Here is a 19,991-nt window from a genome sequence, read left to right as displayed (position 1 = left end):
TGTGGTGCTGTTCCTACCCTGCTTGTGCTGCGGCGGTTTCCGCCAGCCTCTCACCGATTGGTGAGGGTTTGGGTCAGCGCGCGCCCTGTGCCGGTGCATTTCTGCGGAACGACACCGGCGGCGCAGTGTCTAGGATCTGCCTCCAGTGGTGATCCGCCGGATTACCGCCCCCACCAGCCCGGGAAGGTCCGCCGTGCCCCTGCTCAGCGCGTTGTCCGGGGAGCTCGACGACTCGGCGGCCGCGGTCACCGTCGGCGACAGGTCCGTGTCCCGCGAGCAGCTGCTCGCCGCGGCGACGGCGGTGGCCACCGAGGTCGCCGGGGCCAGCAGCGTGGCCATCGACGCCCGTGCCGAGCTCGAGACGGTGGTGGCGGTGACCGGGTGCCTGCTCGCCGGTGTTCCCGCGGTCCCGGTCCCGCCGGACTCCGGTGAGCGCGAGCGGCAGCACCTCCTGGCCGACTCCGGTGCGCAGCTGTGGCTGGGCGCGCCGCGGGACGACGTGCAGGTCCCGGTGGTGCCGGTGGACGCCCGGGCCAGGTCCGCGGCGTCGCTGCCTGCTGTCGACGAGGACGCGCCCGCCCTGATCGTCTACACCTCGGGCACCACGGGCGCCCCCAAGGGCGTGGTCCACTCCGGACGATCCGTCGCCGCCTGCCTGGACGGTCTGGCGTCGGCGTGGCAGTGGACCGCCGAGGACACCCTTGTCCACGGCCTGCCGCTGTTCCACGTGCACGGACTGGTCCTCGGCGTGCTCGGTGCGCTGCGGGTCGGCTCTCCCCTGGTGCACACCGTCCGGCCCACCGCCCAGGGCTACGCCGCCGCGCCGGGAACGCTGTACTTCGGGGTGCCGACCGTGTGGTCGCGCGTGTGCGACGATGCCACGGCGCTCCAGGGCCTCGCCCACGCGCGGCTCCTCGTCTCCGGCAGCGCAACCCTGCCGGTGTCGGTGTTCCAGACCCTCGCCGCCGCAACGGGAAAGGCCCCGATCGAGCGGTACGGGATGACCGAGACCCTGATCACCGTGAGCACCAGGTTCGACGGAGAGCGCCGGCCCGGCTGGGTGGGCACCCGGCTCGACGGTGTGCGAACGCGCCTGCGCGCGGAGTCCGGTGCGCTCGCCCCGCACGACGGAACCTCCATGGGCCAGCTCGAGGTGCACGGCCCCACCCTGTTCGACGGCTACCTCAACGCCCCCGAGCGCACCACCGAGGTGATGGGCGACGACGGCTGGTTCGCCACCGGAGACATCGCGGTGATCGACCCGGGCGGGTTCCACCGCATCGTCGGGCGTGAGTCGGTCGACCTGATCAAGTCCGGCGGTTACCGCATCGGCGCCGGTGAGGTGGAGCACGCCCTGCTCGACCACCCCACCGTGCGTGAGGTTGCCGTGGTCGGCGTGCCCGACCCTGACCTCGGCCAGCGCATCGTCGCCTACGTGGTGGGTGAGGGGTGCGACGAGAAGACCCTCATCGACTTCGTCGCCACCACGCTGTCCGTGCACAAGCGCCCCAGGGCGGTCCGGGTGGTGAGCGCACTCCCCCGCAACGAGATGGGCAAGGTGCAGAAGAAGGCACTGATGTCCGAGGGCGGCAGCAGCTGACCCCGAAAACCCGGTGCGCTCCGCGCCCTGCCGTCCCTACCCTGTGGTGAACGCGCAGCAACGGAGGTGAAGGGATGGGCACGGAGCACGTGAGCGCCGAGCACGCCCCGTTGCTCCGGGCCCTGCAGGACGTCAGCTCCTCCACCAGGCTGCGCGCGGCGCTGGCGGCCGGTACCCGGCCCGACCCGCGGCTGGTGGACCCGCTCGTCGCCCGGTGCGCGACCGAGCCGGACTTCTTCGTCCGCGACATGCTCACCTGGGCGCTGACCCGCCACGAGCCCGCGACCACGGTTCCCCGGCTGGTCGCGGAGCTGGGCTCGGACACCGACCAGGCCCGCAGCCAGGCCCTGCACACGCTGTCCAAGATCGGTGACCGCAGCGCCTGGCCCGCCGTCACCCGAGCACTGCTGACCGACGCTGACGACGAGGTGGCCCGCACCGCGTGGCGAGCCGCCGTCGTGCTGGCGCCTGAGGACGAGACGCCGGAGCTGGCACGGGTGCTGGGCAGCCAGCTCGGGCGTGGGAGCCGCGAGGTGCGGCGGAGCCTGAGCCGCGCCCTGGTGGCCCTCGGGGACGTCGCCTCGCCGGTGCTCGAGGGTGCGACCACCAGCTCCCGTCCAGCAGTGCGCGTGCACGCGATCGCCACCCAGCACCTGCTGCGCGACCCGGACGCAGGGTTCGACCACGCGCTGGCGCACGCAGAAGACGTCGCTGCGCTCGGTCCTGCCCAGCCCGGAGAGGCTGGGTGAACCTGCAGGACCTGGCGCGGCTGCGCCGAGTGACGCCAGCGGCGCACCGTGGCCGAGGTGATGGCCAAGGGCACCTACGCGGCCAGCCTCAGGCGGGTGCCAGGGCGACGGCGTCATCCTCGGTGGTCGGGGTGGTCCGCGACCTCTCCGGTGCCCGATCGTGGCTGGGCGTCGCGCGCCAGGCCGAGGCGATCGGCATCCGCCGGTCGCGGCCGAACGCCAACCGGGTCAGCTTGATGCGCGGGCCGGCCTGGCGACGCTTCCACTCGCTGGTCTCGATCAGCCGCAGCACCCGCCGCACCAGCGCGTCGGCGGCACCGGCGTCCATGCCGCCCTCGACCAGCAGCTGCACGCACGCATCGGGGGTGGCGTGCTCCTCCAGGAACGCCGCGAGCACCGGGTCCAGCACCTCGTACGGCGGCAGGCTGTCGGAGTCCAGCTGTCCCTCGGCGAGCTCTGCCGAGGGCGCCTTGGTCAGGGTGGACTCCGGGATCGGTGGGGTCTGGCCCAGGCTGGTCGCGTGGGCGTTGCGCCAGCGGGCCAGGGCGTACACCCCGGGCATCACCGTGCCGTCGGAGTAGGTGACGGTGGACTTCCAGGCGTCCCCGACGGGGTTGGGCGCGGTGCCCAGGGCGTCGCCGCCGACGGTCATGTAGCCCACCGCCGACTCGGACTTGTTGCCGGTGGTCAGCAGCAGCATGTCGTGGGTGTTGGCCAGCGCCATCAGGGTCACCGCCCGCATCCGGGCCTGCAGGTTCTCCTGCGCGACGGCGAAGCCTGCCGGGCGCTGCCCGTCAGGGGCCTGCAGCAGCGCGTCCAGGGTGTCCAGGCGCTCGCTGACCGCGCCGCCGATCGGCACGACGTCGAAGCGCAGCCCGAGGTTGTCCGCCAGCGCCTGGGCGTCGTCGACGCTGCCTCGTGAGGAGTACGGGCCGGGCAGGCCCACGCCCCACACGTTGTCCGGGCCCAGGGCGTCGCAGGCGATGGTCGCGACCAGGGCGGAGTCGATGCCGCCGGACAGGCCCAGCACCGCGCGGGTGAAGCCGGTCTTGGCGAAGTACTCGCGCAGCCCGAGGACAGCGGCGGAGTACACCGCCTCCTCCCCCGTCAGCGCCGGGGCGCAACCCGGCGCCGGCAGCGGCGGACGGGCCCCGGGCTGCGCCGGCACCGCCGCGGCAGGAGTGACGTGCAGCGGGCGGGGCGCACCCACGGGCACGTCGAGGATGAGCAGGTCCGGGGTGAACGCGGCAGCGCGGGCGAGCAGGGCGCCGTCCGGGCCGGCGACCAGGCTGGCACCGTCGAAGACGATCTCGTCCTGGGCGCCGACGGTGTTGACGTAGGCGACCGCGCAGCCGGTGCGAGCCGCGGCGTCGCCGACCAGCTGCTCGCGTAGCACGGCCTTGCCCACGTGGAACGGGCTGGCGTTGAGCACGGCGATCACCTGGGCGCCGTCGGCGGCGGCAGCGTCCACGAGGGCGTCGTCCCACAGGTCCTCACAGATCAGCACGGCCACCTGTACGCCGGCGACGGTGATCAGGGTGGTCTGCTGCGGGCCGGGGGCGACGTGGCGGGCGTCGTCGAAGATCGCGTACGTCGGCAGGCGGCGCTTGGCCACGGCGGCCAGAACCGCGCCACCGTGCACGGCCACGGCGACGTTGCGGATCGGGCGGGCCAGGGCGTCCAGACGTCCGGGCGTCGCGGCGGCCTCCCCGGCGGCGGGCAGGTCCGCGGTGTGCATCGGCGCGCCCAGCAGCGTCAGGCACGACCCGGACGTGGTGGCGAGCTGGTTGACGGTGGCGGCGGTGGCGGTGAGCAGGTCCGGCATGGTCAGCAGGTCCTCCAGCGGGTAGCCGCTCAGGTGCATCTCCGGGGTCAGGCACAGGTCGGCGCCGGCGCGCTCGGCGGCGGCCATCGCCGCGCTGGCGGTGGCGGCGTTGGCGGCCAGCGCACCGACCTGCACCGGCAGCTGGGCCAGCGCGATCCGCAGGGTCGTCGGGGTGCTCATCGGGTCTACTCCTGCTCGGTGGGGGGACGGTTGTGGGTGCGCATCAGCGGGGGCATCAGCGCGGTGGCGGTCCCGGCGGAGTACAGGGCGGCGGGGCGGCCCGCGGTGGTGCGCTTCGGGGCGTCGACAGGGGTGAGGAAGCCGTCGATGCTCAGCACCTTGCGGCGGAAGTTCGCCGGGTGCAGGGGGTAGCCCCACACGGTCTCGTAGACCTTGCGCAGCTGGGCGATGGTGAACGTAGGCTCGCAGAACGCCGTCGCGATGGTGGTGTACTCCAGCTTGGCCGCGGCACGCTCGACGGCGTCGGTGAGGATCTGGTCGTGGTCGAAGGCCAGGTGCACCCCGGTCTCGGCCAGCGCCCGCAGCGGCACGAAGCGGGCGGTGGTGGCGTCGGTGCCGGCGACGGGGTCGGCGGCGTTGGGCACCAGAGCCAGGTAGGCCAGCGACAGCACCCGGGTGCGTGGGTCGCGCCCCGGCGCGGTGTAGGTGCGCAGCTGCTCCAGGTGGGCGTAGGTGCCGGTCTCCTCGGCCAGCTCGCGGGCGGCGGCGGTGTCGGCGTCCTCGTCGGGCTCCAGGAAGCCGCCGGGCAGGGCGAGGTGGCCCTTGAACGGGTGGTCGCCGCGGGTGATGAGCAGCGCGCACAGCTCGTCGTTGCGGATGGTCAGCACGACGACGTCCACCGTCACCGACGGGCGGTCGTAGGCGGAGGGGTCGTAGCGAGCGAGGAACGCCTCCTCGGTGTCGGTCTCCCCCACCGGGCGGGCGGGCCGCTTCGGGGTGCTCATGCCGGCACCGGAAACGCGGCGGTGCTGGGCAGGTAGGTGGCGCCGGCGCCCAGCATCGTGTGGCGGGCGGCGTGACCCATATCGAAGGTCACCGGCACCGTCAGGTCCGACAGCACGCGCACCCGGAAGCCGTGGCGCAGCGCGGCCAGCACCGTCGCGAACACGCAGTGGCTCTCGGCGATGCCGAAGACGTCCACGTCGGTGACGCCGGCGGCGCGCAGCACGTCCACCGCTGCGGTGCCGTCGGTGGTCGCCCCGTCGAACAGCGAGTAGGCGGCCTCGTACTGGCCCTTGAGGATGCGCACGTCGATGCGGGCGTTCGCCAGCGCCGGGTGCAGCTCGGCGTTGGGTGTGCCGGCCACGCCGTGCGGCGGCCAGGAGTCGACGAAGTCCGGGGTCGCCGAGAAGTGGTCGCCCGGGTCGACGTGGTAGTCCTGGCTGGTCATCACCAGGTCGTAGTCACCGTCGTGGGCGGCGAGAAACGTCGCGCCGCGGGTGCAGACGTCGTTGCCGCCGGCGACGGGCAGCTCACCGTCCTCGCAGAAGGTCGGCTGGCAGTCCACGACCAGGCAGGCCCGCCCGACCGTGGTGGCCTCGCTGGGGGTGTCGGTGGTGTCGGTGGTCATGACGGTGTCCTTTCCGGTGGTCGTGGTGCTCGGGGGCGGGGCGGTGATCACTGCTCGCCGCCGATCAGTCGGGGCGCGCCGGGAGCCAGGTCCAGGTCGTCGGTGGTGAGCTCGGCCATCGCCCCGCGGTGGTGGGCGCGGATGTCGTCGATGCTCGGGTTGTGCACCCGGACCCCGTCGCGCACCACGGGGACCTGCAGGGCGCGACCGGTCGGCACCGCGGCGGTGACGTCGCTGATCAGGTAGCGGGTGGTGACGTGCTCAGCCACGGCGACGCCGTCGTCGTCGAGGATGCGGCGGGCTCGCTTGCGGCCCCCGACGCTGGCCTTGCTGCTGCTGCGCTTGGCCACCGGGCGCAGCGCCGTGTCCAGGCCCGGCTCGTCGGCTATGGCGACCAGCTTGAACACCATTTCCGCGGTCGGTGCACCCGAGCCGGTGACCAGGCGGGTGCCTACGCCGTAGCCGTCGACCGGGACCTCGGCCAGCTCGGCGATGGTGTGCTCGTCCAGGTCGGAGCTGACCACGATGCGGGTGTTCACCGCACCGAGGGCGTCCAGCAGCTCCCGGGCCGCGGGCACCTCCACCCGCGGGTCCCCGGAGTCCAGGCGCACCCCGCCGAGGTCGGTGCCGGCGACCTCCACAGCGGTGCGAATACCGGTGGGGATGTCGTAGGTGTCCACCAGCAGCGTGGTGGCAGTGCCCAGGGCGGCGACCTGGCTGGCGAACGCCGCCCGCTCGTCGCGGTGGGCCAGGGTGAAGGCGTGCGCGGCCGTGCCGGTGGTGGGCACGCCGTAGACGTCGCCGGCCTGCAGGTTGGAGGTGGCGGTGAAGCCGGTGAGGTAGGCGGCGCGGGCGGCGGCGACCGCGGCCTGCTCCCCGGTGCGGCGCGAGCCCATCTCGATCAGGGTGCGTCCACCGGCGGCGTGCACCATGCGGGCAGCGGCGGAGGCGATCGCGCTGTCGTGGTTGAGGATCGACAGGGCCAGGGTCTCCAGCAGCACGCACTCGCCGAAGGTGCCCTCGATGGTCAGCACCGGCGAGTGAGGGAAGTACACCTCGCCCTCCTGGTAGGCGTCGATGTTGCCGCTGAAGCGGTAGGCGCGCAGGTAGTCCGCAGTGGCGTCGTCGACCACGCCCCGCGCCGCGAGCTTGTCCACCTGGGCGTCGGTGAAGCGGAAGTGCGCCAGGGCGTCGAGGAAGCGGCCCAGTCCCGCGACGACGCCGTAGCGGCGCCCGGTGGGCAGCCGGCGGGCGAAGAGCTCGAAGACCGCGCGGTGCTCGGCGACGCCGTCGGCGATGGCGGCCTGCAGCATCGTCAGCTCGTACTGGTCGGTCAGCAGTGCGGTGGACGGGGCCTGGGTGACCCCGGCCTGGGCGACAGGGGTCTGCTCGGTGGTGGTCAGCGTGCCTGTGTTCATGTCCCACTCCTTCGTCTCACGGTGATTCCCACTTTAATCTCATAGTGAGTCAAAGGGGAAGGAGGAACCTCTGCGGCCGGGCGGCCGGCCGTCGGCCCGCGCGCCGGCTGGCCCCGCGCTCCACCCGCTCGACCTGCGTCGCGACACGGCCTGAATCTGCAGGTCAGGGCACTGGTGGCGGCGGGCGCCATCCGGCCTGGTCGTGGCGGGCAAGGCTTCTCGCCTCGCGGATGGAAGTGATGCACATCACGACGTGGGCGTCGGCCGGGCAAGGCAGGGAGGCCGGATCAGCCGCCCTCCGGCGCGCGAGTACAACTGAGCGGACACGGTCGCACGCGCTTCAGGAGTGGTATGGCATCGACGGAGACGACGGTCGCGCGGACCCCCACGCTGTCGATGCTGACGCTGACGGCACTGGTCGTCGGGTCCATGGTCGGGGCGGGGGTGTTCTCCCTGCCCGGTCGCTTCGCCTCCGAGACGGGGGTGGCCGGTGCGTTGATCGTGTGGGGCATCGCCGGCTCCGGGACGCTCATGCTCGCGCTGGTCTTCCAGAACCTGGCGATGCGCAAGCCGGAGCTCGATGCCGGGGTGTACGCCTACGCGAAGGCTGGCTTCGGCGAGTACCTGGGCTTCTTCTCCGCGTTCGGCTACTGGGCCAGCGCGTGCGTGGGCAACGTGACCTACTGGGTGCTCATGACGTCCACCGCGGGGGCGGTCTTCCCGGGCCTCGGGTCCGGCGACACGCCCTTGGCGGTGGCGGTCAGCTCCGCCGGCGTGTGGGTGTTCTACCTGCTGGTGCGGCGCGGTGTCCGGGAGGCCGCGGCCATCAACCGCGCGGTGACCGTGGCCAAGCTGGTACCGATCGTGGTCTTCGTCTTGCTGGCCCTGTTCGTGCTAGACCCCCAGGTGTTCGTCGACAACTGGTCCGGGTCGGGCGGGCTGGGCACGCTCCCGGAGCAGGTCCGCGCCACCATGCTGGTCACGGTGTTCGTCTTCCTCGGGGTGGAGGGGGCCAGCGTCTACTCCCGCCACGCCCGCCGCCGCAAGGACGTCGGACGCGCCACCGTGCTGGGGTTCCTGGTGGTGCTGTCGATCTTCGCCTCGGTCACCATCGTCTCCTACGGGGTCCTGCCCGCCGCGGAGATCGCCGCCCTGCGGCAGCCGACGATGGCGGGCATCCTCGAGGAGGCGACCGGCGAGTGGGGCGCCGTGTTCATCAGCGTGGGCCTGCTCGTCGCCGTCCTGGGCGCCTACCTCGCCTGGACGCTGATGGCGGCGGAGGTCCTCTACGTGGCCGCGGCCGACCACGACATGCCCCGCTTCCTGGGGCGGGCGAACGCCGCGGGCGTGCCCGGTCCGGCACTGCTGATGTCCACCCTCCTCGCCCAGGTGGTGCTGCTCCTCACGATGTTCTCCGAGGACGCCTTCACCTTCGCCCTCAACCTCACCAGCGCCCTGGTCCTCGTCCCGCTCCTGCTCGCGGCCGCCTACGCGCTCAAGCTCGCCGTCACCCGGGAGACCTACACGGAGCGACCCCAGGGTCACGCCCGCGAGTACGCCGTGTCGGCGCTCGCCACGCTGTACGTCACGTTCCTGCTCTCGGCGGCCGGCGTGGACCTCCTGCTGCTCTCCTTCATCGTCTACGCGTGCTCCACGCTGCTGTTCGTGATGGTGCGCCGCGAACAGGGCCGCAGGGTGTTCTCGCCCCGCGAGCTGGTCATCTTCGGCATCTCGCTGCTCGGTGCCGCCGCCGGCGTCGCGGGACTGGTGATGGGATGGATCGACCTCTGACGCACCCCACAGCGGTGCTGCCACCGCTAGCGTGACGCCATGAACCTCCCCACCCCCGACACGCACGTGGCCGACACCCACGACGTGATCCGGGTGCACGGTGCCCGGGAGAACAACCTCAAGAACGTCGACGTCGAGATCCCCAAGCGCCGGCTCACGGTGTTCACCGGCGTCTCCGGCTCGGGCAAGAGCTCGTTGGTGTTCCACACCATCGCCGCGGAGTCGCAGCGGATGATCAACGAGACCTACAGCTCCTTCGTGCAGGGCTTCATGCCCACGCTGGCCCGGCCCGACGTGGACCTGCTGGACGGGCTGACCACCGCGATCATCGTGGACCAGCAGCGCATGGGAGCTGACCCCCGCTCCACGGTGGGCACCGCCACCGACGCTAACGCCATGCTCCGCATCCTCTTCAGCCGGCTCGGCCAGCCGCACATCGGCTCCGCCCAGGCGTACTCCTTCAACGTCGCCTCCCTCTCCGGTGCCGGCGCGGTGACCGTGGAGCGTGGCGGGAAGCAGACCAAGGAGCGGCGCAGCTTCAGCATCACCGGCGGCATGTGCCCGCGCTGCGAGGGCCGTGGCTCCGTCACCGACGTCAACCTCTCGGCGCTCTACGACGACAGCTTGTCGCTCAACGAGGGTGCTCTCACCATTCCTGGCTACAGCATGGACGGTTGGTACGGCCGCATCTTCCGCGGCTGCGGCTGGTTCGACCCGGACAAGCCGATCCGCGACTACACCACCAAGGAGCTCGATGCCCTCCTGCACAAGGAGGCCACCAAGATCAAGGTCGAGGGCATCAACCTGACCTACCTGGGCCTGATCCCGCAGATCCAGAAGTCCATGCTGGCCAAGGACGTCGACTCCATGCAGCCGCACATCCGCGCCTTCGTGGAGCGGGCCATCACCTTCACCACCTGCCCGGACTGCGACGGCACCCGGCTCAACGAGGGTGCCCGCTCGTCCACCATCAACGGCAAGAGCATCGCCGACCTGTGCGCGATGCAGATCAGCGACCTCGCCGCCTGGGTGGGGGCGCTGGACGAGCCGTCGGTGGCGCCGCTGCTCACCGGGCTGCGCCACCTGCTCAGCTCCTTCGACGAGATCGGGCTGGGCTACCTGTCCCTGGACCGGCCCTCGGGCACGCTCTCCGGCGGCGAGGCGCAGCGCACCAAGATGATCCGCCACCTCGGCTCCTCCCTCACCGACGTCACCTACGTCTTCGACGAGCCGACCACGGGCCTGCACCCGCACGACATCGAGCGGATGAACAACCTGCTGCTGCGCCTGCGGGACAAGGGCAACACGGTGCTCGTGGTGGAGCACAAGCCGGAGACCATCGTCATCGCCGACCACGTGGTCGACCTCGGCCCCGGTGCCGGCACGGCCGGCGGCAGCGTCTGCTTCGAGGGCACCGTCGAGCAGCTGCGCAGCAGCGCCACCACCACCGGCCGCCACCTCGACGACCGGGTGTCGCTGAAGCAGGAGGTGCGCTCCCCCACCGGTGCCGCGTCGATCCGAGGCGCGAGCGCGCACAACCTGCGCGACGTCGACGTCGACGTGCCCCTGGGCGTGCTGGTGGTGGTGACCGGGGTGGCCGGGTCGGGCAAGAGCTCGCTGATCCACGGCTCCCTGGCCGCCCGCGAGGCGGTGGTGGCGGTGGATCAGGGGGCCATTCGCGGCTCTCGCCGGAGCAACCCGGCCACCTACACCGGCCTGCTCGACCCCATTCGCAAGGCCTTCGCCAAGGCCAACGGCGTCAAGCCCGCCCTGTTCAGCGCCAACTCCGAGGGCGCCTGCCCCACCTGCAACGGGGCCGGCGTCATCTACACCGACCTGGCGATGATGGCCGGCGTGGCCACCACCTGCGAGAGCTGCGAGGGCAAGCGGTTCCAGGCCGACGTGCTGGAGCACCACCTGGGCGAGCGCGACATCAGCGAGGTGCTGGCCATGCCGGTGGCCGAGGCCGAGGAGCTCTTCAGCACGGACGGTGCCGCCAGCGTGCCTGCCGCCCACCGGATCCTGGTGCGCCTGCGGGACGTGGGGCTCGGCTACCTCACCCTGGGTCAGCCGCTGACCACGCTGTCCGGCGGCGAGCGGCAGCGGCTCAAGCTGGCCACCCACCTGTCCGAGAAGGGCGGGGTCTACATCCTGGACGAGCCGACCGCCGGCCTGCACCTCGCCGACGTGGACCAGCTGCTCGGTCTGCTCGACCGGCTCGTGGACTCTGGCAAGTCGGTGATCGTCATCGAGCACCACCAGGCAGTGATGGCGCACGCCGACTGGATCATCGACCTCGGCCCGGGTGCCGGCCACGACGGCGGGCGGGTCGTCTTCGAGGGCACCCCGGCTGACCTGGTCGCCGCCCGCAGCACCCGCACCGGAGAGCACCTCGCCGCCTACGTCTCCGGCTGACCGAGGCTCGCCGGGGCGCCGACCGATGAGTTGCTCCTGCCCCAGGCGTCTCAGGGAGGACGGAGCACCACCGCCCCCTTCCTGAGGAGCCCGGATGACGACTGACCGGAAACCACCGCCAGCCTCGGACGAGCTGGCCATCGAGACCCACGACCTGCTCAAGCTGTTCGGCACCAACCGTGCGGTCGACGGCATCGACCTGGCCATCCCGCGGGGCGGGGTGCACGGCTTCCTCGGGCCCAACGGCGCCGGCAAGACCACCACCATCCGGATGCTGGCCACCCTCACCCGGCCCGACGGCGGCACCGCCAGGGTGCTCGGGCGCGACGTGGTCGCCGAGGCCACCGCGGTGCGCAGCCGGGTGAGCCTCACCGGGCAGTTCGCGTCGGTGGACGAGGACCTCACCGGCTGCGAGAACCTGCGGCTCATCGCGCGGCTGTTCGGCTACTCCCGGGCGGGCGCGGTTCGGCGGGCCAACGAGCTGCTCGAGGCGTTCGGCCTCGGCGAGGCGGCCAACCGGCAGGTGAAGAAGTACTCCGGCGGCATGCGGCGACGGATCGACGTGGCGGCCAGCATCGTGGTCACTCCGGAGCTGCTGTTCCTGGACGAGCCGACCACCGGTCTCGACCCGCGCAGCCGCAACGAGGTGTGGGACATCATCCGGGCGATGGTGGACACCGGCACCACGGTGCTGCTGACCACGCAGTACCTGGACGAGGCCGACCAGCTCGCCGACCGCATCAGCGTCATCGACCACGGCACGGTGATCGCCGAGGGCACGCCGGGTGAGCTCAAGGCCTCCGTGGGGTCCGGCTCGCTGCAGGTTCGCGTGCTCGACCGTGACGACCGTCCCGCCGCCCGGCAGGTGCTCGAGCGCGAGCTGGGCGTGGCGGTGCGGGAGGAGACCGACCCCACTGCGCTCGGGGTGCAGGTGGACAGCACCGCGCCGGTGCCGCGCGCGCTCGGTGCCCTGCAGGAGGCGGGCATCGAGCTCGCCCAGTTCGCGCTGGGCCAACCCACCCTCGACGAGGTGTTCCTGTCGCTCACCGGCCACGCCGCCGTCGAGGCAGGTACCGACGACGCCGACCAGGAGGACGCGGCATGACCGTCCAGGCGGGCACCACCGCACACGGAGACCCCACGCAGGACCCAGCGCGGCAGCCGCAGAGGTCCACCATCGTCGCGGCGCTGGCCAGCAGCGAGCGGCCCACTCCCCCCGGGCCGCTGGCCACCTCGCTCACCTTCGGCTGGCGGGCGCTGCTCAAGATCAAGCACATCCCCGAGCAGCTCTTCGACGTGACCGCGTTCCCCATCATGTTCACGCTGCTGTTCACGTTCCTCTTCGGTGGCGCGCTGGCCGGCAGCACCGAGGACTACATCCAGTTCCTGCTGCCCGGCATCCTGGTGCAGGGCGTCATCATGATCACGATGTACACCGGCAGCACCCTGCGCACCGACATCGACCGGGGGGTCTTCGACCGTTTCCGGTCGCTGCCCATCTGGCGGCCCTCGGCACTGGTCGGGATGCTGCTGGGGGACGCGGTGCGCTTCACCATCTCCTGCGTGGTCACCATCACGCTGGGTCTCATCCTCGGGTGGCGCCCGGACAGCGCCGTCGGCGTGGTGCTCGGCGTGCTGCTGATCCTGGTGTTCGCCTTCGGCCTCAGCTGGGTCTGGACGTTCCTGGGCCTGCTGCTGCGCACGCCGGGGGCGGTGATGGGCGTGAGCATGTTCGTCATCACTCCGCTCACCTTCGGCAGCAACATCTTCGTCGACCCTGCCACCATGCCGGGCTGGCTGCAGGCCTTTGTGGACGTCAACCCGGTGACGCACCTGGTGACCGCCGTGCGCGCGCTGATGGGCGGCACGCCGGTGGGCTCCAGCGTGTTCTGGACGCTGTTCGCGGCTGCGGTGTGGACGGCGTTCTTCGGCTCGCTGACCATGTGGCGCTACCGCGACGCCAGCTAGCGCCGTCGAGACTGGGCTCAGAGGCGCTCGAGCACCAGGCAGGTGGTCGCCGCGGAGGCACAGATCGCCACCAGCGCGGTCTGCTGGTTGGTGCGCTCCAGCTCCTCCAGCGCCGTGGCGATCACCCGCACGCCGGTGGCGCCCGCGGGGTGGCCCAGCGCGATGGCACCGCCGTTGACGTTGAGCTGCTCGGCGTCCAGCCCGTGCGCCCGGGCGAAGGACATCGGCACCGAGGCGAAGGCCTCGTTCACCTCGAACACGTCGATGTCGCCGATGGACATGCCGAGGCGGCCCAGGACCGTGCGGGAGGCGGCGATGGGCCCGTCGAGCATCAGCTCGGTGTCGCCGCCCACCACGCACTGGCCGAGGATCCGCGCCCGCGGGGTGACGCCCAGCGCGCTCGCCCGCTCGCGGGACATCAGCAGGGCGGCACTGGCACCGTCGGAGACCTGCGAGGACGTGCCCGCGGTGTGCATCCCGCCGTCCTTCACCGGCCGCAGCCGCCCGAGCAGCTCCATGCTGGTCTCCCGCAGCCCCTGGTCCCGGCTGACCGTCTCCCCGTCCGGCCGTGTCACCGGGATGATCTGCCGGGCAAAGCGATCGGCGTCCCACGCGGCCCGGCCGCGCTCCTGGGAGCGGAGACCGAAGGCGTCCAGGTCCTCGCGGGTGAAGCCGTTCTTGGCCGCGATGCGGTCGGCGGCGGTGTACTGGTCGGGCGTGACCAGCGACCAGCTCTCCGGGCGGGGGGTGCCCAGGCCCTTGCCGGACTTGGCGGTGAGCGGCACTCGCGACATCAGCTCGACGCCGCAGGAGACGCCGACCTCCACCGCGCCCACCGCGATCTGACCGGCCATCAGCTGCACGGCCTGCTGGGCGGTGCCGCACTGGGCGTCGATGGTGGTGCAGCCGGCGCCGTGCGGCAGCCCGGCGTGCATCCACGAGGTGCGGGTGACGTTGCCGAACTGCTCGCCGATCGGCGTGACGCACCCGCCGATCACCTGGTCGACCGTCTCCGGGTCCACCCCGGTGCGCTCCAGGACGCCGCGCTGCGCCAGGCCGAGCAGCTCGGCGGCGTGCATCGACGACAGCCAGCCCTCTCGCCGCCCGAACGGGGTGCGGGCCAGGTCGACGATCACGGGTTCCATCACGGGGCTCCTTCAGCGGGGCGGGTCTCGAGGGGCCGGGCATCCAGCCCGTGCACGGTCAGCTGCCACTCCCGCAGCAGGTCCAGGCTCACGCCCGTGCGGCCGGTGACGTCCTCTGGGCAGGCACAGAGCGCGGTGACCGCCTCCACCACCTGCTCCATGGACTCCACCTGGTCGGGGCGGATGGTGTCGCCGACCAGCGCGGCCGCACCCTCGCTGAGCACCGCCGCTCGGGGTTGCACGGTGTTCACCCGGATGCCGGTGCCGTGCACCTCCGCGGCCATGCCGTTGGTGATCCGGTTCAGGGCCGCCTTGGACGCCGCGTACACGGCCAGCGCCGTGCCGGGCTCGACGAGGGTGAACGGTGGACCTTCCTGCAGCCGGGCACTGGCGCTGGAGAGGTTGACGATCCAGCCCTGCCCGCCCGCGCGCATGCCGGGCAGCGCCTGCTGCATGAGGTCCAGCGGTGCGTGCACGTTCACCTCGAACACCAGTCGGCTCCGCCGCAGCGGGAAGTCGGCCAGTGGCTGGTAGATGGCTGCCGCCGCGTTGTTCACCAGCACGTCCACCGGGCCACCGAGCTTCTCCGACGCCTGCGCAACCAGGGTGGCACGGGCGTCGGCGTCGGTGAGGTCGGCGGCCAGCACCGCGACCGTGGTGCCGTACCGCGCGAGTCGCTGCACCGTCTCGGAGAGGCTGCCGCTGAGGTGGTCGTGCTCGTGCAGGGTGCGGGCGGTGATCACCACGTCGGCGCCCTCGGCGGCGAGGCGCTCGGCCACCGCCGCGCCGATGCCGCGGCTGGCTCCGGTGACCAGGGCGCGGCGGCCGGTGAAGCGTCGCTGGGTCGTCACCGTCACTGCATCTCCTCGTCGGGCGGGCCACGGTGGTGCGCAGCCAACCACCAGAGCAGTTGAGCGGGCGCTTGGTCAACGTAGCAGCGCCGGCCCGTCCCCTCGCACCCCGTCCACGCAGCGGCCGGGTCAGCCGTCGTTCAGCCCTGGGCTGCGCGCACGACGGCCGTTGCGGATGCCGCCATCCCGGCGTGGTTGGGGTGCAGCGCGACGCCCTCGTGCACGAGGGCCGGACCCTCCATCCACTTGATCCCCGGCTGCTGGCACGCGTCGTGACCCACGCTCGGGGTGTAGGTGTCCACGAAGGTCGCCGCATTGGCGGCGGCCCGCGCCCGGAGCATGGTGTTCAGCTCGCGAACCACCCCGGACAAGTACGGCATGTCGCCGGGCCCGTAGGGGCCGTCGGGGCAGGCCGACGGCTGGTCGGGCACGATCGCCGGCACCCCCACCACCAGCACCTTGGCCCGGGGGGAGCGCTGGTGGATCGCCTGCAGGGTCTGGTCGAGGGACCCGGCCTGTGCGTGCAGGTGGCTGCCGACCAGGTTGAAGCCGAGCGGGTTGAGCAGCACGGTGCAGGGCGCCCCGCCGGGGGCCAGCCACTGCAGGTAGGCGCAGACCTGGATGGTCCAGAGCACGTAGGAGTCGTTGAGCCCCAGGTTCAGCGTGACCAGGTCGGTGTCTGGCCGCAGGGCGTCGAGCTGGGGCCCGCGGCTGCCTGGCTGGACGCCGGCCATGTGCTCAACCCGCGCCCCCGAGCAGGTGGCGTTGGTGAACGTGGTGGCGCCCAGGGCGCGGGCCGCGATCTCGGGATAGCCCTGACCGCGGCCGCAGGCGCCGTCGGTGATCGGTGCCAGGCCCGGCCCGGCGGCGAAGGAGTCGCCCAGGGCGACGTAGCGCAGCGTGCCGGCTGCCTCCGCGTGCAGCGGCGCACCCAGCCCCAGGACCAGTGCGACCACAGCAGAAATGACAAGACGGATCATCAGGTGCCCCCCGGCATCCCCCCAGCGAGGTCCCCACCTCGCTTCCCCATGCGTACACAGTGGACCGTACGGGGGCGGTGCGTGATGCTGCAGGGTTTTTGCCGGTCAGGCCGGACTTTTAGACGCTCCGTAGCGGAACATCACCACTCCGTTGCAGAAGGTCGTGGTCGCCAGCGGTGTGCCTCGGGCACCCGGGCGCTACCGGCCCAGCGCCTCGCGCGTCATCGTCCAGATCTCCTGCCGCGCCGGCTCGGTGAACGACAGCGCGGAGAAGGTCAGGAAGCCGTGGAACAAGCCGTCGAAGCGGCGGTGGAGCACCCGCACCCCGTCGGTGTCCAGCCGCTGCGCGTAGGCGTCACCGGAGGAGCACGGCGGGTCGAGCTCAGCGGTGACCACGACGGCGGGCGGCAGCCCGGCAAGAGTCTGTGCCCGAGTGGGCACGACCCGGGCGTCGGCGGTGCCGTGCGGGGCGTACTGCTGCCAGTACCACCGCATCGCCGACTCGGTGTTGTAGTAGCCGGTACCGAACCGCTGGTAGGAGTCGGTCTCGAAGTCGTCGTCGATCACCGGGTACAGCAGCACCTGGGCGGCCACCGCCGGGCCGCCGCGGTCGCGGGCGGCGATGGCCACCGTGGCCGCCAGGTTGCCGCCGGCGCTGTCGCCGGCGAGCACCAGGCGCGTGGGGTCGCCGCCGTGCGCGTCGGCGTGCTTGGCCGCCCACTCCAGCGCCGCGTAGACGTCGTCGTGGGCCGCGGGCGCGACGTGCTCGGGCGCGAGCCGGTAGTCCACCGACACCACGACCGCGCCCACCCCCTGCGCCATGGAGCGGCAGAGCTCGTCGTGGCTGTCGAGGTCGCAGAACACGAACCCCCCGCCGTGGGCGAACACGACCACCGGCAGATCCGGCTGGTCCAGGTGCGGCCGGTACACGCGCAGCGCCAGGTCGCCACCGGGCCCGTCGATGGACACCTCGTGCACCGCGCGCATGTCCGGCTGGCGGGCCAGTGGTGCCCGCCGGGCCTGGATGGCCGCGCGCAGCTCGGTCGGCGGCACCGTGGTGACGTCGGGAAAGCCCGCGTTGAGCGTGGCGAGCATCGCCGCCACCTCGGGGTGCAGGGTGGGCTGGTCGGTCATCGCAGATCTCCTCGCTTCACTTGATGCAGTGCCCTGCGTCGACGGGCAGGGTGACGCCGGTGATGTAGCGCGCCTCGTCGGAAGCCAGGAACAGGCTGGCGTTGGCGATGTCCACCGGCTCGAGCATGGCCACGGGCAGCAGGTGCATCGACTGCACCCCGACCTCGAACTCCTCCTGCGTGGGCGAGGCCAGGTCGGGCCGGAAGGTGCGCATGGTGCCGGGGTTCTGGATCATCGGCGTGCGGGTGTTGGCTGGGTGCACGGTGTTCACCCGCACCTGGTGCGGAGCCAGCTCCTGGGCCAGCGAGCGCATCAGCCCCACCACCCCGTGCTTGGCCGCTGTGTAGTGGCCCACGCTGACCAGGCCGCGCAGCCCGGCGATGGAGCTGACCAGCACGATCGAGCCGCCGCGTCCGCCGTCGATCACGTGCGGGATGCCGGCCTTGCAGGTGCGCCACACACCGGTGAGGTTGACGTCGAGCATCGTCTGCCACTGCTCGGCCCCCATCTCCACCGCCGGGCCCGAGGAGCTGATCCCGGCGGTGGCGCAGATGACGTCCAGGCGGCCCAGCCGGGCGACGCCGTCGTCGACCGCGGCGGAGAGCGCCTGCTGGTCGCGAACGTCGGCCTGGCCGGCGCAGATGGTGCGGCCGAGGGACTCCACCAGGCGGACGGTCTCCGCCAGGTCCGCGGGCGTGGCGGGCGGGGTGGTGGCGTGCTCGACGGGTGCACACACGTCCACGGCGATGACGTCGGCACCCTCCTCCGCGAACCGCACCGCCTGGGCGCGCCCGATCCCCCGCGCCGCGCCGGTGACCAGCGCGACCTTGCCCGCCAGCCGCCCACTCATCAGGCCACCTTCTGGGTGAGTCCGGCGTCGACCACGAGCTGGAGCCCGGTGACGTAGCGCGACTCGTCCGAGGCGAGGAAGAGCACCGCGTTGCTGACGTCCTCCGCCTCCACCCACGGCACCGGCAGCAGGTTCTTGGCCGCGAGCACCGGGGCCACGTCCTCGACGGTCGGGCTCGCCAGGTCGGGGCGCAGCCGGGCGAAGGTGGCCGGGTTGAGCGTCATCGCGGTGGCGACAGCCCCGGGGTGCACGGTGTTCACCCGGATCGACCGCGGCCCCAGCTCGTTGGCCAGGGTCTTGGCCAGCCCGGTGACCGCGTGCTTGGCCGCCGAGTAGGGGGACGCGCCCCGCACGGCCTTGATGCCGGCGGTGGAGCTGACGATGACGACGGACCCGCCCGCGGGGCTCAGCGCGGCCACCCCGGCCTTGACCGTGTGCCAGGTGCCCGTGAGGTTGACGTCGAGGGACCGGTGCCACGCCGCGTCGTCGACCGTCCACGACGGCCCCGGGTTGTCGGTGATCCCCGCGTTGGCCACCACCACGTCGAGTGGCCCCAGCTCGCGAACCCCAGCGCTCACGGCGGCGGTGAGCGCGTCGAGGTCGCGGATGTCGGCGGTGCCGGTGACCACCCGGCGGCCAGTCGCGGCCACCAGGTCGGCCGTCGCCGCCAGGTTGGCCACCGACGCCGTGCCGGGCAGGTCCAGGGCGAGCACGTCGGCCCCCTCCTGGGCCAGGCGCACGGCGTGCACCCGTCCCATCCCGGTGCCGGCGCCCGTGACGAGCACCGTCTTGCCGGCCATGCGACTCATGTGGCTCCGTTCGTGGAGGACGGCACGCAGCGGTACCCGGGGGTCGGCCACCCCGACCGACTGACAGTTAGCAGTATTTCTAATCGAAACATGGGTGTCAACGGACACGTGGTCGTGTGACCGACTGCACGGTGCGCATGTTTGCAGTCACTGCAAGTAGGTGGCAAGACTCGTTCGCATGGGCAACGAACAGTCAGCTCCCCCGGGTCTGCGCGAGCGCACGAAGGAGGCCACCCGCGCGGGGCTGCAGGCTGCTGCGGTGCGGCTGGTGCTGGCGCACGGGGTGTCGGCGGTGACGGTCGAGGACATCGCCGCGGCCGCCAACGTCTCCGCGCGCACGTTCTTCAACTACTTCGCCAGCAAGGAGGAGGCGCTGCTCGGTCGAACCGTCGGCGTGTGCCAGTCAGCCGTGCAGGCGCTGCGCGAGCGCCCGGGCGAGGAGAGCCCCCTCGGCGCGGTTCGAGCACTGCTGCCCAGCCTGGTGGACGCCGTGGGCAGTGACCGCGCCACCTGGCGCGACCGCGAGGAGGTGGTGCGTGCCAACCCCCAGCTGCTGCCGCACCTGCTGCAGTGCTTCGTGGACGAGGAGCGCGGGCTGGCCGATGCCGTCGCAGCACGCACGGGGCTGCCGGCCGACCACGAGTACCCGGCCCTGGTGGCGGCGCACGTGATGGCCGCCTTCCGGGTCACCGTGTCCCGGTGGGCGCAGCCGGAGTCCACGGACTCGCTGCTCGACGCCCTCGGCCGCGCGCTCGCGAGCCTGGCCGCCGGGCTGCCGGCGCCGGAAGCGGCCGGTCGGTGACCACCGCGCCCACGCTCCGGTGGGGCCTCCGCGCGCCCCGTGCTGCACCGGCTGCTCCGCGAG

Annotated in this window: 16 protein-coding genes and 1 pseudogene; 7 read left to right on the top strand and 10 right to left on the bottom strand. The window is 72.4% G+C overall.

Annotated elements, in window-relative coordinates:
* The first annotated feature begins 193 nt into the window (after positions 1–193).
* The gene (locus AC3YNX_RS12940; RefSeq protein WP_489995706.1) at positions 194–1,600 is read left to right on the top strand and encodes an acyl-CoA synthetase; all 1,407 of its coding nucleotides are present in this window, start codon (positions 194–196) and stop codon (positions 1,598–1,600) included.
* A 74-nt stretch (positions 1,601–1,674) separates the two neighbouring features.
* Positions 1,675–2,349, top strand: coding sequence for a HEAT repeat domain-containing protein (locus tag AC3YNX_RS12935; RefSeq protein ID WP_489995705.1), 675 nt, complete (start codon positions 1,675–1,677; stop codon positions 2,347–2,349).
* A gap of 88 nt (positions 2,350–2,437) precedes the next feature.
* Here AC3YNX_RS12935 and AC3YNX_RS12930 read toward each other — a convergent pair whose 3' ends face one another.
* Genes AC3YNX_RS12930 through AC3YNX_RS12915 form a run of 4 tightly spaced genes read right to left on the bottom strand, consistent with a single transcriptional unit; the run spans position 2,438 to position 7,183 of the window.
* The gene (locus tag AC3YNX_RS12930; protein ID WP_489995704.1) at positions 2,438–4,354 is read right to left on the bottom strand and encodes an NAD+ synthase; all 1,917 of its coding nucleotides are present in this window, start codon (positions 4,352–4,354) and stop codon (positions 2,438–2,440) included.
* 5 nt (positions 4,355–4,359) lie between these two features.
* A complete protein-coding gene (locus AC3YNX_RS12925) occupies positions 4,360–5,139 on the bottom strand; it encodes an NUDIX hydrolase (protein WP_489995703.1) in 780 nt (259 codons plus the stop codon).
* A complete protein-coding gene (locus tag AC3YNX_RS12920) occupies positions 5,136–5,765 on the bottom strand; it encodes an isochorismatase family protein (RefSeq protein ID WP_489995702.1) in 630 nt (209 codons plus the stop codon). Before AC3YNX_RS12920 ends, AC3YNX_RS12925 begins: the two co-directional genes overlap by 4 nt.
* Positions 5,766–5,812: 47 nt before the next feature.
* Positions 5,813–7,183, bottom strand: coding sequence for a nicotinate phosphoribosyltransferase (locus AC3YNX_RS12915; RefSeq protein ID WP_489995701.1), 1,371 nt, complete (start codon positions 7,181–7,183; stop codon positions 5,813–5,815).
* A 351-nt stretch (positions 7,184–7,534) separates the two neighbouring features.
* On the opposite strand from AC3YNX_RS12915, the gene AC3YNX_RS12910 reads away from it, so the two are divergent.
* The 4 genes from AC3YNX_RS12910 to AC3YNX_RS12895 all read left to right on the top strand — a co-directional run bounded on the left by AC3YNX_RS12910 (position 7,535) and on the right by AC3YNX_RS12895 (position 13,357).
* Entirely contained in the window at positions 7,535–8,974 is a 1,440-nt protein-coding gene (locus AC3YNX_RS12910; RefSeq protein WP_489983166.1) for a basic amino acid/polyamine antiporter, read from the top strand.
* 39 nt (positions 8,975–9,013) lie between these two features.
* Complete coding sequence (locus AC3YNX_RS12905) at positions 9,014–11,389, top strand: ATP-binding cassette domain-containing protein (RefSeq protein ID WP_489995700.1); 2,376 nt, start codon at positions 9,014–9,016, stop codon at positions 11,387–11,389.
* A 94-nt stretch (positions 11,390–11,483) separates the two neighbouring features.
* Entirely contained in the window at positions 11,484–12,494 is a 1,011-nt protein-coding gene (locus AC3YNX_RS12900) for an ATP-binding cassette domain-containing protein (RefSeq protein ID WP_489983164.1), read from the top strand.
* Positions 12,491–13,357, top strand: a complete 867-nt coding sequence (locus tag AC3YNX_RS12895) for an ABC transporter permease (RefSeq protein WP_489995699.1) — start codon at positions 12,491–12,493, stop codon at positions 13,355–13,357. Before AC3YNX_RS12900 ends, AC3YNX_RS12895 begins: the two co-directional genes overlap by 4 nt.
* Before the next feature lie 17 nt (positions 13,358–13,374).
* Here AC3YNX_RS12895 and AC3YNX_RS12890 read toward each other — a convergent pair whose 3' ends face one another.
* From AC3YNX_RS12890 to AC3YNX_RS12865, 6 genes and pseudogenes are all read right to left on the bottom strand, one after another.
* The gene (locus AC3YNX_RS12890; RefSeq protein ID WP_164860617.1) at positions 13,375–14,505 is read right to left on the bottom strand and encodes a steroid 3-ketoacyl-CoA thiolase; all 1,131 of its coding nucleotides are present in this window, start codon (positions 14,503–14,505) and stop codon (positions 13,375–13,377) included.
* Positions 14,502–15,359, bottom strand: coding sequence for an SDR family NAD(P)-dependent oxidoreductase (locus AC3YNX_RS12885; protein WP_489995698.1), 858 nt, complete (start codon positions 15,357–15,359; stop codon positions 14,502–14,504). Before AC3YNX_RS12885 ends, AC3YNX_RS12890 begins: the two co-directional genes overlap by 4 nt.
* 134 nt (positions 15,360–15,493) lie before the next feature.
* The gene (locus AC3YNX_RS12880; RefSeq protein ID WP_489995697.1) at positions 15,494–16,309 is read right to left on the bottom strand and encodes an SGNH/GDSL hydrolase family protein; all 816 of its coding nucleotides are present in this window, start codon (positions 16,307–16,309) and stop codon (positions 15,494–15,496) included.
* A 222-nt stretch (positions 16,310–16,531) separates the two neighbouring features.
* Positions 16,532–17,527, bottom strand: a pseudogene (locus tag AC3YNX_RS12875) (alpha/beta hydrolase); the annotation flags it as partial.
* Positions 17,484–18,317, bottom strand: a complete 834-nt coding sequence (locus tag AC3YNX_RS12870; RefSeq protein ID WP_127782979.1) for a mycofactocin-coupled SDR family oxidoreductase — start codon at positions 18,315–18,317, stop codon at positions 17,484–17,486. The gene AC3YNX_RS12870 and the pseudogene AC3YNX_RS12875, both read right to left, overlap by 44 nt.
* On the bottom strand, positions 18,317–19,126 hold the full coding sequence (locus AC3YNX_RS12865; RefSeq protein ID WP_489983160.1) for a mycofactocin-coupled SDR family oxidoreductase: 810 nt from the start codon (positions 19,124–19,126) through the stop codon (positions 18,317–18,319). The genes AC3YNX_RS12870 and AC3YNX_RS12865 overlap by 1 nt, the downstream gene beginning before the upstream one ends.
* 178 nt (positions 19,127–19,304) lie before the next feature.
* On the opposite strand from AC3YNX_RS12865, the gene AC3YNX_RS12860 reads away from it, so the two are divergent.
* Positions 19,305–19,928: a TetR/AcrR family transcriptional regulator gene (locus AC3YNX_RS12860; RefSeq protein WP_489995696.1), complete on the top strand. Its 624-nt coding sequence runs from the start codon at positions 19,305–19,307 to the stop codon at positions 19,926–19,928.
* The last annotated feature ends 63 nt before the right edge of the window (positions 19,929–19,991 follow it).

The sequence above is a fragment of the Rhodococcus sp. Z13_19A genome, from assembly GCF_058133575.1.
This window is presented reverse-complemented; position numbering and strand designations above follow the sequence as displayed.